Genomic DNA, 14,576 nt, shown 5'->3' with positions numbered 1-14,576 from the left:
TTTCCAATGCGTGTAGTTAAACTTCTGGTTCTTGTTCCATTTCGATAATCGGACCTTTCAGAAGTACGTTCATAGTTTTCGGCACCAAGTTGCTCGGATGATTCTGCTAAGAGAACTTGATTAAGTAAAGCTTCCATAAGCTTGCCAAATGCTTCATCCTTAGTTTCAGAGAAAAGTCCTACAAAAAAGTCATGATCCAATGTAAAATGTAATTGAGCCATAGTATTCATCCTTTCAATTATGTTTTGTGTGGTAACTTAATTTTAACTGAAAGATGAGCACTTGGCTCTTTTTATTAAATTTTTGAATTTACACCATTATATGGGCTTTATCCCAACTAGTAAATCTCGACTATATTTCCCAGCCTTAGTCAGCATATATAGTCCAACCAGTTAATATTGACTATATATCCCCGCTTTAGTCAGCATATATAGTCCAACATTCCTCTTTTACCAGACCAGCCAATCCCCAGCCCCAATCCGGCCACTTTAAACTGATTGCCAGCCCAATCAAATATCTATTTCTCTACCAATTTCACCACCTTTGCTATTGCCAACGCCAACTTCCCAAAAAGGCGTACCACAAGAAAGCCACTTATTTTTCGTTTCCCCTAAAAAAATAAAATGGAAATAATGCCCCGTTTGCACTCCAGGACATGAACCTGTGAACCAGGTTCAAAAGAATCGTGTTTCGATACGAAAGATATTAGCATGCTCCCCCACTAAAGTCTATGTGAAAAAGCAACAAAAAAGCTCACCACAACAGTGATGAGCCAAAAGCTATATAAACAATATGTGCCAAATACGGATTTAACTAACCCGATGGTTAGTTAAATCCTACTACCTTCTGGGCAATCTTGTATGCTGTGATAGAGATTGCGCGGCCGCCGTGGCCTGGAAGGTTTGTAGTTGCGCACATGAAGCCATAGCGAAGCTTTCTATATAAGTAGTAATCCTGCTCTTTGATGTATCTCCAAAGATCATGGCGCTTCTGCTGATGTTCCTTTGTGCCGCTCTTCATAAGAAGAACTGTAGAGATAACAGTAATCATCTCTAAGTAATTGAACATGTATTTCTTAACATGATTATCCTTAATATTCTTGTAGTCGTATGCTTCCATCATAAGCTTGTTGACTTTGATTTGCTGGTCGATACGAGAAATCATAACCTTTTCGTTGACTGACTGATCATCACGACCAATAAAGTAACGATAGAAGTCTACGTCCAGATAGTACATAGTCTTTACGTATGGAAGTGGGTAGAATACATAAAGGTTATCAACATAGAATGTATGCTTTGGAAGCTCCATTCCACAATCACGTAAAAGCTTTGTGCGATAGATAACTGAATGCATCAAAATGTACTGGCCCTTTTTGAAGTGGCCTGTCTCATCCCAAGAGAAGTACTTGTTCTTTGGAAGGTTTGAGTATGACATAACCTTCTTGTGATGAGCCCCTTCCTTTTCGTATACGTAGTTTGAAATGAGCATATCAAGCTGCTTGCCATTTTCAACTGAGCTACGTAATACCTTTAAGATTTTGTCGTATGCATCTGGGTCTACCCAGTCATCTGAGTCTACAACCTTGAAGAATAAGCCTGTGGCATTTTTAAGACCTGTGTTGACCGCCTGACCATGGCCACCGTTTTCCTGATGAACAGCTTTGATAATGGTAGGGTGTTCTGCTGCAAGTCTGTCAGCGATTTCTGCTGTGTTATCTTTTGTAGAACCATCGTCTACTATTATTATTTCTACATCTTCACCACCATGTAAAAGTGTCTCTACGCAATGCTCCATATAAGCTGCTGAGTTGTAACATGGTACTGCAAAACTTAGTAATTTCATAAATACTCTCCTAACTAATTTAACCTTTACAATTTTAACAAATCATACTGAATTCTTCAACGTCACATCATCCTATTTGAATCATCAATTATTGCCCAGTTTCCATAAACTACAAATTCTAAAAGACATAAAAGTTTTTCATACAACATTATAGTTTTCATTGTCAACACATTATTAAGGGTGTATAATAACATTGTTATCAACACAAAGAAATTTTTGCGTTTTAAAGGGACAGTAATGTATGATTAAAGATGTATATGGGTATGTCAGTGATCTACCGGCGGGTTGTATTACAGAAACTGACATCTATACTGATTCGGGGGCTCTTCTTTGCCCTAAAATGACAGTCATCGACCAAAAGATTTTACAGTCGTTATCTGACTATCACGGAAAAATCCACGCTACAATTTATTATTCAGATGCGGATGAATTTGAATTAGAGGATGATTTTCCACTTCCAGATGATTCCATATGTTTTGATGAAAGCTTCAGAGAGTACGCCATGGAGACTTTAGCTAGGCTATATGCTAATCTCGATGATATCGACAGCTTGACTAAAGGAATCATTCAAATTGGTGAAAAAGTTTGCAGCATTATAAATGACTCAAAATCCTTGAGCCTTAACCTTTCAAAGCTAAAGGTATGCGATGAGTACACTTACAGACACTCAGTGGATGTAGGTACAATGGCAGCCATATTAGCAAAGGCTTTAGGAGAATCTGATTCATTTGTAAAAGATATTACAGTTGTAGGTCTTCTTCACGATATCGGAAAAGAAGAAATTCCAAATGAAATTTTAAATAAGCCAGGAAAGCTTACAGCCACAGAGTTTGAATTAATCAAAACTCATCCAGTAAGAGGCTATCGCCTGCTTGCCAACTCTCCTGACCTTACAGAGGAGATGCGTCAGGCAATTCTTAACCATCATGAAAATATTGATGGCTCAGGATATCCTAGAAGTCTTTCTGGGGACCAGATTGGAAAGATGGCTCAAATCATTTCTATTGTAGATGTGTATGATGCGCTTGTTACTGCAAGGCCATACAAGAGAGCCTACACTCCTGCAGAAGCAATTGAAATAATGTTTACAATGAGTAATAAGTTTAATCTGAAATACTTCAGAGCATTCCTTACAATCGTAAACATCTATCCAAATGGTTCTACCATCAAGCTTAGCAACGGTGAAGAAGGTGTGGTTGTTCGTCAGAACAAAGCATATCCACTTCGACCAGTTATCAAGATTACAAGCATTCAAACGGTTGTTGATTTATCAAATGACCGCAATTATCTTAGCACTGTAATCGTTAAATAAAACATTATAAAAAAAATCAAGGGCAGCTCATTTCGAGCTGCCCCATTTTATTTCTTTATTACTCTTCTGTTGTCTCTTCTACAACTGCTTCTACTTCTACCTCTTTCTTCTTTGCAAGGTATTTCTTTACTGCAAAGTACTCAAGGCAAGCGATAAGAAGAACAAGTACTGCATCGATAGCGAAGAGAATCTTCTCCCATGTAGGAAGGCCTGCGCTGATTTCTGAATCATATGCACGGCTGTTCACTACAGTGTAAAGAATGTTGTGAGAAGCTGTTCTCATAGCAATTACTGATGTAGCAGATTCCTGATCTGTAACTGTAGACTGTGGTGTAGAGTATGTTGCAAGCATAAGGTCGCAACCGTTTCTAATCATACGGTCAGAATCCTGATATCCGTATCCACCGAAGTAATCTGTCTCTGCAAGACCTCTGAATCCCCACTCGCCACGAAGTACTGTGTTAAGAAGCTCTGAACAAGCCTCAGCTGGTACTGTACCGATGTTGTTGAATGCAACCATTGTTGCACCTGGGTTTGAGTTCTTGAATACAATTTCAAATGACTTTAAGTAAATCTCACGCAATGACTGCTCATTGAGCCATGTGCAAAGGAAGTTTGTTCTGTTTGTTTCCTGGTCATTTGTTGCAAAGTGCTTAACGTATGAGTATACGCCCCACTCTCTTGCACCATTTACAGCGTTTGCACACATCCAACCTGCAAGTACGCCATCCTCTGAGTAGTACTCGAAGTTACGTCCTGCAAATGCTGAACGGTGTGTGTTTGTAGCTGGAGCATACCAACCAGAAACATCCATGTCGTTTGCCATACGGCCAATTGACTCACCAAATGCAAGTGCAATGTCCTTGTTCCATGTGCAAGCAATCATAACTGCTGCAGGGAATCCGATAGAACCCTGGCCTGTGAAGTTGTTGTTGATTGAAGCAGGACCATCACAATCGTATGTCATAACCTTGCCGATTGAATCAACTGCTGATGTCTCGTATCCACCGAGCTCGATAAGTGTGTTCATATCTGAAACTGTAAGCTCATCGAGAAGTGTATCCCACATTGGATCATCGTAATCAAGACCACGAAGATCTGCAAGCTTAACACCATTGTCAGCGCCTGTTGTAGGCATTACATCTGAATCATTATTGTAATCAGTAGGATCATAGTTTGTCTCGTTGAAGTAAGTAGCCTTTGCTTCATCAGACATTTCATAGCTTGTTGGAGCAGCTGTTGCTTCGTCATAGTTAGCGAAACCATCTGCACGTGAAAGGTATGTTACATCACCTTCTGCGAAGCCAAACTGGTTTGTAGCTGCAACCTGATCTGACTCACGCTTGTTTGACTCATCATAAACGATTGTAGAGCCAACTGTTACTGTATCTGTAGCAATCTTGTTGTGTGAATCTGAGTTGATAGAAATCTCATAATCACCAGCCTCAAGTACATAGCAGCCCTCGCCGTATGTGTCGTATGAAGCCATATCCTCAAGTGCAAATGAGATGTTGATTGTCTCTGATGCACCTGGCTCAAGTGTAGAAGTCTTTGCAAACTGGATTAAGTTTGCTGCTGCCTTCTCAATGCCGCCGTTTGTGTATGGTGGGTTGTAGTAAACTTCTACAACATCCTTACCAGCAACATCACCTGTGTTTGTAACTGTTACGTCAAATGATACTGTTGTACCATCATTTGTAATAGGTCCCATCTCCTGAGAGAAAGTTGTGTAAGATAATCCATAACCGAATGGATAAACTACTGCAGAGTCATAATCGAACTCCATGTTGCCAGCTTCTGCCTCAGCGTAAGCTGTCTCGTAATATTTGTAACCAACGTAAATACCTTCAACATAATTTACGAATGTAGGATAAGCCATGCCGCCCTCAGCGAACATATTCTCATATCCGTACTCATCCATGTTTGTATAATCAAAATCCCCAAAGTTGTTTGCTGTTGGTGTAGCAAATAAGTCTGATACAAATGTGTCAGCTGTCTTACCAGATGGGTTGATCTGACCTGCAAGAATCTCGCCAAGTCCATCGAAACCTGTCTGACCTGTACCTGGGCAGTAAAGAACTGACTTAATCTGTGAGTAATCGTTAACGAAGCCAAGCTCCATAGCGTTTGCTGAGTTAACAACTACGATAACCTTGTCAAAGTTTGCTGTTACTTCATCAAGAAGTGCCTGCTCTCTGTTTGAAAGCTCAAGGTATGACTTAGATGCATCAAGATCATCCTTCTGATCTGAGTAACGCACACCTGTTGCTCCAAAGAAGCTAGAGCCATCATCGCTGTATGTCTCTTCTCCATCATATGACTGTGGAAGATCTGCTCCCTCACCACCTGAACGGGCGATGAAGAAAATTGCTGTATCTGAGAAATCCTTAGCATCTGAAATAAGGCTGCCATACTCAGAAACTGTTGGCTCAGGAATTGTCCAATCCTGTCCCATCATACCTACTGTAGGTCTTTCTGTTCTCCATCCTGTATAGAAATCTACAAGGTCCTGATTGTACTCAATACCTGCATCAGTAAGACCTGTAAGGAAATCAACTGTTGGATATGCATCTGAAAGTGCACCTGATCCTGTACCACCATAAATTGGGTTTGTTGAAGACCAACCAAATACGTTGACCTTTGTTCCCTCTGCAAGAGGAAGTGCTGCATCATCATTCTTTAAAAGAACAATACCCTCTTCAGCAATTTCTGTTGCGAGAGCCTTTGCCTCTTCGATGGCTTCATCTGAGATTGTGCCACCTCCCATTGCCATGTTTACCATAGAGTAAACTGGTCCAAGTAGAATTGTATTAACTACTACAACTACTACTAATAAGAAAGCTAACCAAGCTTCTTTTCTGATAAAGCCCTTAAGAGGCTTCTTAGCCTTCATCGCGCAAATTGTAACGATGATTGCTGCAACGAGTGCCACGCCTAAAACGATAAGCTGTGGGATCATTGTCTGTAGTACGGCGATAACGTCCGCAATGTTGATTGATAACATTTTCTTCTTCTCCTTCCTTTCAACTAACGTTAAAAGATATATCTCATTCGGCCTTTGGTGTTTCTGGGAAGATGATCTTATTTACAAAGAAGAACACCACCATAGAAACTCCGCCGTTGAGTACTGTAGTTCCGATGTTGTACAGCCAAGCTGGTACAAACATTCCTGCAACTGCTACCCAGATGCAGTTAATTGAGTTAACGATGCATGTGATTACAATGAATGCTGCAATATACCATGCAATCTGCTTGCCAGGCTTATCGTGATTACGGAAAACGAAAAGCTTCTGAATTGGGAAATTGATGCACTCACCAATTACCATTGCAATCATGTAAGCTGTAAAGTAAGCAAGTCCTCCGTGTGCCTGGTCATAACCAAGGATATTCCAATCAAAAGTCTCACCTGCGATTGTAAGTGGAATTCCTGGCCATCCAAATGATCTGTCGCCTAAGAATGCGAAGGCTGCCGGCAAAAATGTAAGTAAAAGATATTTGAATACTGTAATCAAGTTACTTACTATTACAAACAAGCCACCTTCTCGCACCCATTTTGCTGCCGCTGGATGCTTCTCGGCGAAACTATTCCATAAATTCATTTTTATACTCTCCTATTCTTTATGCTGTAAGCGTGCCTCATACTTCTTGTTAGCACTTCTATTTCGGAAGAAACCTCCGATCACACCACCAAGACCTCTGAAGAAGTGTCCATTGGCAATTGTCACGATTGACTCAACCATTTCACGGCTAACCATTCCGCCTGACATCTTGCTGATTGCTCTGAAAGGCATGTTGTAAATGAACATTGTGTTCAAATCAGGTACACCCTTTTCATAAGACTTATCAAGATTGTTCTTGAGAATCTTGTAAACCAATCTGCAAAGTCCGCTCTTGGCATCCTTCATCTGGCAAAGAGCATCGTTGATATCAAGTGGTCCAACCTTTTCCTCAGGAAGTGGCTTAGCATAAAGCTTTTCAAACTCCTCGTAATGAACGTTTCGAACCTTTCCTGTCTTGTAGCTTGGAAGTGTTTCGATGTCGTAAGGAAGCTCTGTAATTGTGCCTTCCTTTGTGATTGTTCCTGTAAGTACGATGTCAGCAACGTTCTTTCCAACGTAAATCTGATACTCACCGCCTTCGATTTCCCATTTGTTTGAAACAGTTGAGAAATAACGGAATGTCTTGTCATCAAATGGAATCTCTACTTCCACTGATTCGCCAGCCTTAATCCATACCTTCTTGAAGCCCTTAAGCTCTTTCTTAGGACGGATAAGTCCTGACTGACTCTTACCAACATAGAGCTGAGCAATTTCAGCACCGTCGCGCTTTCCTGTATTTGTGATAGTGAACTTAACACCATCCTCTGTAACAGAAAGTGCTGAATACTCAAATGTTGTATAGCTAAGTCCATATCCGAATGGGAACTGAACTGCCACATCTGCTGTATCGTAATAACGATATCCAATGAAAGGTCCTTCGCGATACTGAAGATTTCTCTTTTCCTGACCTGCGTAATTAACAATTGAGCAGTCCGCATATGCGAATGGATAAGACTCTGAAAGCTTACCAGTAGGAATTTCCTTTCCTGTGATGATGTCAAGAAGAGCTGACGCTCCTGCCTGACCTGTTAAGTATCCGTGAAGCAATCCCTGGAGATTTGAAAGCCATGGCATCTTAACTGATGAACCAGCACTCATAACACCAACGATATGCTTGTTGTAAACTGTAAGTTCCTCAAGCTCTTTAATCTGATACTCAGGAACGTCGATAGACATTCTATCTGCTCCCTCGCTCTCTGCGATTTCATCAAGACCAAAGAAGAATAAAACAACATCTGCTGCTTCAGGATCATCAATAACCTGTAAATCGTAATTTGCAATCTGCTCTCTGATTGTCTCAACCTTTGTTGAGTTAACCTGTGAGCTTCCTGAACCCTGGTAACGTGGCTTATCCACGAATGGTCCTCTAAGGCATACCTTTGTGCCTGCTGCAAGAGGAAGGATGTCCTCGTCGTTCTTAAGAAGAACTGCTGAGTTAACAGCTGCCTTTTTAGCGATTGCGTGATGAGCCTCTTTGTCAAAGCCCTTTGTGTGGTCGTTTTCTTTGAAGTAGATAGCAGCTTCGATAATAGGAAGAATTGCTCTGTCGATTTCTTCCTCTGTGATACGACCTTCACCTTCTGTGGCTGCCTTGATAAGCTCTCTAGCTGAATCAAGTCCTGGGTTTGGCATTTCCACATTTGACTGACACTTAACACCAGCAACGTGGTCATTACTTGCACCCCAGTCAGTAACTACGATTCCATCGAATCCCCATTCATTTCTAAGGATGTCTACAAGCAGATGCTCGTTTTCGTTTGCATACTTGCCATTAACTTCGTTGTAAGCAGACATGATTGTCTTTGCTCCACCTTCTTTAATAGCAATCTCAAATGCTGTAAGGTAAATCTCTCGAAGTGTACGCTCATCAACAACTGCATTCATTGCCATTCTGCGATACTCGCGAGAGTTAACTGCGAAATGCTTTGGACAAGAATAAACATGCTTGCTCTGTATACCCCTTACATAAGAAGCTGCCATCTTGCCGGCAAGGATTGGATCCTCACTAAAGTATTCAAAATTTCGTCCGCAAAGTGGAGAACGTTTCATATTTAAGCCTGGACCAAGAAGTACATCAACGTTCTGTGCAACTGCTTCCTCACCAAGAGCTGCTCCAATTTCTTCACCAAGACTTTCATCCCAGCTGTTTGCTACTGTAGCTGCTGTTGGAAAACATGTAGCTGGAAGAGATGCATTAAGCCCCAAATGATCTCCTGCCCCCTCCTGACGACGTAAGCCGTGAGGACCATCTGAAAAAGAAACCGACTGAATTCCAAGTCTTGGAATATCTCGTGATTCCCACTCATTTTTTCCGCTCAAAAGAGCTGCCTTCTCCATAAGTGTAAGCTGTGAAATAATTTCCTTAGCGTCCATACTAATCCTCCGTTTTCTTGATAATAATCTACCACGAAATAAAAAAGACAAGTCATCCCGAAGGACAACTTGTCATTTATCACGGATAACTGGCATTATTTGTTTGCAGCTAACAGCACTTTCAGCTTAAACCAGCCATCTTCATAGCTGCAATTCATTGCGCCACCGTACTTTTCAGCAACCTGAGTAATGGACTTAAGTCCATAGCCATGCTTTACGTTATCTCCTTTTGTAGTTTTAGGTAGGTTGTTCTTTCCAAAGAAACTACGCTTTTGATTGTTGCGAAGCTTTACATTTTCACTGTCAGAGTAATTATCACACTCTACGATGATAAATTGGTTTCTTTTGCGAACTGAAAGCGTGATAAGACGTTTTTCCTTGTCAGCAACCTGCTGTGATGCCTCGATGGCATTGTCCAATATATTACCAAATAAAGAACATATATCCTTTACGTGGATATCTGACAGCAAATCGCCATCAACCATTGCATTTAAAGTGATGTTCTTCTTTTGGCACTGAAGGCTCTTTGTGGTAAGCACAACATCAAGAACCTTGTTTCCAGTGTTCATAAAGGATTCCTGGATTGCAATTGCCTGCTCCATATCTGCAAGCACTTCTGAGCGACGATCCGGGTCATCCTCATTTTTAAGAGCCATGACATAGTGTTTCATGTCATGCATCTCCTTACGCAATGCTTCTGAATTATCTATTGCAAGCTTGTACTGCTCGTACTGCTTTTGAAAAAGCTGATTAATCTCTGTACTTTCCTTTCGAAGGGCAAGCTCGTTTCTACGGCCCATCTCTGTCATAAGCATCAGCATGCCTCCGAAATCTACCAACGTACGAACATAAAGCATGTTCTCTGTGGCAGAGAATGGTGTTCTGCTATTTACAAAGCTGATGTTTGACATAATGAAAGCGCCAATACCTGTGGCGATAACACTTATCATCTCTTTATTACTGATGTTAAGGTTTCTATTAGATGGAACATTGCCTCGCTCGAATCTGTAATAAACAATATAAGTTACAGTGTACACCAGGAGCATATTGAAAACAGATTCGCCCATACCTTCCTGCTCAGTAATTTTTACGCTCCACACATAAAGCTGCTTATAAAGGCTGGCAGCAAACTCTGCCAGTACAAATGCATGAGTTGTAAGAACCGCACAATCCCTAGGCTTTATATCCAAAACAATATAAAGTGAAAAGTACATAAGTCCTACTGCACCGATCATAGTAGGAATCCAAAAACCTAGTGGCAACAAACCCGCTATAAATTGAAATGCGACCAAGATAATAAATATAGCAATACAGTAAATAGCAAATTCCTTATCATGTCTCTTTTTCTTGTAGATATTAAAGTAAACAAAAACCGCTAGCCATTCAGCAATAGCGGTAAAAAGTCTTGGGGTGTCCTGTATATTAACAGGATTTAAAAATGCGCTAAAATCCATTATAAAATGTCCTCCGTCAACGCAGCCATAAACTCTTTCTTTCTGGCGCGACTTATTGGAAGCATTACATCATTTGTTAATAAAACTTCCTCTTTTTGTACAGCCTCAACCTCTGATAGATTGATTAAATATGCATTATGGCACTTGCTGAAGCCATGTTCCATCAGCATCTCATCAAAACGCTTGAGAGGCCCTGCTGTAACGTAATCAGCATCCTTGCAATGTATAACCACATTGTTACGCTGACTTTCAATATAGATAATATTGTTACAATCCAGCTTTAGCTGTTTGTCATCAACAGCAACCTTTATATAAACATGCTGTTGCTTGGCCTGCACTCTCACTATTGCCTTATCAAAAATCTGCTCAAACTGATTATATGGTACAGGCTTAAGAACATATCCTAGCGCATCCACTGCATAGCCCTGCACTGCATACTGAACTGTGGATGTGATAAAAATAATGATAACATCAGAATCCACCTGGCGGATTTTCTCTGCTGCTGCCATGCCATCCAGATGCTTCATCTGAATATCCAAAAGGATAATATCAAACTGTCCCTTATAATCATCCACCAAATCAATTCCATCTGGCAGATATGTAATATTAAACTGCTGATTCTTTGCCGAACTATATTTACTTATATAATTCTTTAAAACTGAAGCCTGCTCCAGCTCGTCTTCAACTATACAAACATTAATCATGCTATTAAAATAATACAAATTTGAATTGTGCGCAAGATTTAAAAAGTTTATTGCCATAAGTGACAATGTAGACACATCGCAGCAAACAAAAAACAGCCTAGCATTAATGCTAGACTGTTTTTATATTACTTATCATTCATTTTAGCAAGCTTAGCAGCCTGATCTGCTGCGATAAGTGCATCAAGGATTTCCTGGATGTCACCGTTCATAATCTTATCAAGCTTGTAAAGTGTAAGGTTGATACGGTGATCTGTTACACGTCCCTGTGGGAAGTTGTATGTACGAATCTTTTCTGCACGGTCACCAGTACCAATCTGTGAGCGACGCTCTGCAGCTTCTGCATCCTGCTGCTTCTGAAGCTCTAAATCATAAAGCTTTGCACGAAGGAGTGCGAAAGCCTTTTCCTTATTCTGAAGCTGTGACTTCTCTGTCTGGCTGTAGATAACAATACCTGTTGGGTAGTGAGTAAGACGAACAGCTGAATCTGTTGTGTTGACACACTGACCACCATTACCTGAAGCACGCATTACGTCAATACGGATATCCTTTTCATCAATCTGGATATCTACTTCTTCTGCCTCTGGCATAACTGCTACTGAACATGTAGATGTCTGGATACGGCCCTGTGACTCTGTCTCTGGAACACGCTGTACACGATGTACACCTGACTCGTACTTAAGGATTGAGTATGCACCAGTTCCCTTAACCATGAACTCGATATTCTTCATACCACCGATACCTGTCTCGTCTGCTTCAAGAAGCTCAACCTTCCAGCCACGTGACTCTACGTAATGTACGTACATACGGTAGATTTCTGCTGCGAAAAGGGCTGCTTCCTCTCCACCTGCACCTGCACGAATTTCCACGATAACGTTCTTATCATCGTTAGGGTCCTTAGGAAGAAGTAAGATTTTAAGCTCCTGCTCAAGGCGCTCAACCTCTGCCTGAGATTCCTTCATCTCTTCCTTTGCAAGCTCTTTCATTTCCTCATCTGATTCAAGCTCGAGAAGCTCTAACGAATCCTGAATATTCTGCTTGTGAGCTGAATACTGCTTGTAAGCCTCTACGATAGGTGCAAGCTCAGCCTGCTCCTTCATGAGTGCTCTAAATCTGGCATTATCATTAGCCACATCTGGCTCAGAAAGCAAGTTCATTACTTCCTCGTATCTTAATACTAAATCTTCTAATCTATCAAACATGCTAAAACCTCCATGTTATTAACCACTTTATTAACAGACACAATACACCTGCGTCGCTATAGATGTCCTTTAACGACTCTATCGTTGCCTGCTAAATCCTTTATTACTTCAACGTCCTTGAATCCTGCCTCTTTGAATAGTGCAGAAACATCAGGCCCCTGGTCATAGCCGATTTCAACTAAAAGCCAGCCACCATCGTTAAGATAATCTCCTGCCTCAGCAGTGATTTTCTTATAGAAGAAAAGGCCATCCTCTGTGCCATCTAATGCAAGACGAGGCTCATGATCCTTTACCTCTGGCTCCAACTCATCCACTACTGCAGATGGAATATATGGTGGATTTGATACTATGGCGTTGAACTTGCCACTAACTGGCTGGAACATATCGCCTTTAACAAAATCCGCCTTACGGCCTACAAGCCTAGCGCCATTCTCGCGGGCAACAGCAAGTGCTTCCTCCGAGATATCTACACCTATTCCTGAAAGCCCCTGGCCCAGGACAACAAGAGATAGAATAACACATCCGCTGCCAGTACACAAATCCAAAATATGGCTACCACTAGGAATAACCTTGAGAGCCTCCTCTACGAGAGTCTCGGTGTCCTGACGAGGGATGAGAACATTTTCATTTACCCAAAATGTGATGCCCATAAAGTCCTGCTCTCCAGTGATGTGCTGGAGTGGCTCGTGGCCTGCTCTCCTTAAAAGGACATCCTTATATTTATAAAGAATATTATTATCGATTTCTTCTGATTGCTTCAGAAAATACTGAGCCTTTGAAAGACCGCTAACATATGAAAGAAGATACCAAGCATCTATCTTTGCATCAGCAATATTTTCTGATTCCAGTAATACTATTCCTTTATCTAAAGCCTGTTTAAAAGTCATACCTAAAAACACTCCATGTTTTCTTCGATGAATCCTTCCCAATCAAACACTGCTTCTACAGAGGCAATTCCCACCTCAATCATATCGTCGTCTGGCTCCATTACTGTAAGTCGCTGCAGCCATAGCCCTGGCTTTGAAAAAATATTTACAAAGCCATTTTCATGACGACCTGCAAGCCTAATGAACTCATAAGAAATACCAGCGATAACTGGAATAAGTAAAAGTCTTGCAATGAGCTTCACCCATGTGTTATCGAAAGAGATAAACATGAAAACAAAAACTGAAATAATGAATACAATGAAAATGAAGCTAGTTCCACATCTCTTGTGAAAACGTGTGGCTGTGCGAACATTTTCAACTGTAAGAGGCTTTCCTGCCTCGATACAATTAATGCATTTGTGCTCTGCACCGTGATACATAAAGGTACGCTTGATATCATCCATATGAGAAATCATCACGATGTAACCAATAAAAATACCGATACGAATAAGTCCTTCGATGAGAGCAATCAACGCCTGCGACTCAATATATTTGTTTAAACCAAGGGAAATAAAGTAAGGCAAAGCAAAGAAAATACCAAGAGCAAGCACAAATGACAACACCAATGTGCCACCCATTTCAGCTTTTTCCTTTTTCTCAAGCTTTTTGAGCTCTTCCTCTGAAAGCTTTGATTTATCAACGGCATCCTCTTCGTCCTCGAAGAAGCTAGCTGAATACATAAGTGTGCTAAGGCCAATCACAAGTGAATCAATAAATGATACCATTCCTCTGATAATTGGAATCTTGTGCCATATGTCATTTATGTCTTTTGTATTTTTAACATCTACTGCAATAGATTTGTCTGGTGTACGAACTGCTACGGCATATTTGTTGCCGTTTCGCATCATGACGCCTTCCATTACAGCCTGTCCGCCTATGCCTGAATACTTCATTTTAAGCCCCCTACACGAAATAAAGGGCTGAGACGAATCTCAACCCTTAAAAGTCCAAATAAATGACTACTTTGCGTCAATACCATACTTCTTGTTGAACTTGTCAATACGTCCACGAGCCTGTGTAGCTTTCTGCTGGCCTGTGTAGAATGGATGACACTTTGAACAAATTTCTACGTGGATGCTCTCCTTTGTAGAACCTGTTACGAATGTGTTACCGCAGTTGCAAGTAACTGTAGCCTGGTAATAATCTGGATGGATACCCTGTCTCATT

At 40.9% G+C, this 14,576-nt stretch carries 12 protein-coding genes; 1 reads left to right on the top strand and 11 read right to left on the bottom strand.

Features of this window, described 5'->3' with window-relative positions; genetic code table 11:
• A partial coding sequence (locus BM102_RS14630; RefSeq protein ID WP_330388624.1) for a transposase occupies positions 1–221 on the bottom strand: 221 nt, incomplete at its 3' end.
• A gap of 604 nt (positions 222–825) precedes the next feature.
• Complete coding sequence (locus BM102_RS09995; protein ID WP_033153796.1) at positions 826–1,842, bottom strand: glycosyltransferase family 2 protein; 1,017 nt, start codon at positions 1,840–1,842, stop codon at positions 826–828.
• A gap of 241 nt (positions 1,843–2,083) precedes the next feature.
• On the opposite strand from BM102_RS09995, the gene BM102_RS09990 reads away from it, so the two are divergent.
• A complete protein-coding gene (locus tag BM102_RS09990) occupies positions 2,084–3,154 on the top strand; it encodes an HD-GYP domain-containing protein (RefSeq protein ID WP_090481595.1) in 1,071 nt (356 codons plus the stop codon).
• Positions 3,155–3,212: 58 nt separating this feature from the next.
• On the opposite strand, the gene BM102_RS09985 is transcribed toward BM102_RS09990, so the two are convergent.
• The 9 genes from BM102_RS09985 to rpmE all read right to left on the bottom strand — a co-directional run bounded on the left by BM102_RS09985 (position 3,213) and on the right by rpmE (position 14,575).
• Complete coding sequence (locus BM102_RS09985; protein ID WP_090481592.1) at positions 3,213–6,158, bottom strand: glycoside hydrolase family 3 protein; 2,946 nt, start codon at positions 6,156–6,158, stop codon at positions 3,213–3,215.
• Between the two features lie 43 nt (positions 6,159–6,201).
• The gene (locus BM102_RS09980) at positions 6,202–6,753 is read right to left on the bottom strand and encodes a GtrA family protein (protein ID WP_074788869.1); all 552 of its coding nucleotides are present in this window, start codon (positions 6,751–6,753) and stop codon (positions 6,202–6,204) included.
• 12 nt (positions 6,754–6,765) lie between these two features.
• A complete protein-coding gene (locus BM102_RS09975; protein WP_090481589.1) occupies positions 6,766–9,126 on the bottom strand; it encodes a glycoside hydrolase family 3 C-terminal domain-containing protein in 2,361 nt (786 codons plus the stop codon).
• A gap of 95 nt (positions 9,127–9,221) precedes the next feature.
• Entirely contained in the window at positions 9,222–10,580 is a 1,359-nt protein-coding gene (locus BM102_RS09970; protein WP_090394564.1) for a GHKL domain-containing protein, read from the bottom strand.
• A complete protein-coding gene (locus BM102_RS09965; protein ID WP_242942930.1) occupies positions 10,580–11,302 on the bottom strand; it encodes a LytR/AlgR family response regulator transcription factor in 723 nt (240 codons plus the stop codon). The genes BM102_RS09970 and BM102_RS09965 overlap by 1 nt, the downstream gene beginning before the upstream one ends.
• 107 nt (positions 11,303–11,409) lie before the next feature.
• Positions 11,410–12,483 (bottom strand): peptide chain release factor 1, encoded by a 1,074-nt coding sequence (prfA, locus tag BM102_RS09960; RefSeq protein WP_090481586.1) that lies wholly within the window; start codon positions 12,481–12,483, stop codon positions 11,410–11,412.
• Positions 12,484–12,539: 56 nt separating this feature from the next.
• A complete protein-coding gene (prmC, locus tag BM102_RS09955) occupies positions 12,540–13,370 on the bottom strand; it encodes a peptide chain release factor N(5)-glutamine methyltransferase (protein WP_044933707.1) in 831 nt (276 codons plus the stop codon).
• A gap of 2 nt (positions 13,371–13,372) precedes the next feature.
• Complete coding sequence (locus BM102_RS09950; protein ID WP_090481583.1) at positions 13,373–14,302, bottom strand: DUF1385 domain-containing protein; 930 nt, start codon at positions 14,300–14,302, stop codon at positions 13,373–13,375.
• Positions 14,303–14,368: 66 nt separating this feature from the next.
• Entirely contained in the window at positions 14,369–14,575 is a 207-nt protein-coding gene (gene rpmE / locus BM102_RS09945; protein ID WP_015550865.1) for a 50S ribosomal protein L31, read from the bottom strand.
• Position 14,576 lies beyond the last annotated feature (1 nt).

It is taken from the genome of Pseudobutyrivibrio sp. JW11, assembly GCF_900115355.1.
GTDB classification, from domain to species: domain Bacteria; phylum Bacillota; class Clostridia; order Lachnospirales; family Lachnospiraceae; genus Pseudobutyrivibrio; species Pseudobutyrivibrio ruminis.
Note: the sequence above shows the minus strand (reverse complement) of the source record. Positions and strands in the feature narration are given on the sequence as shown.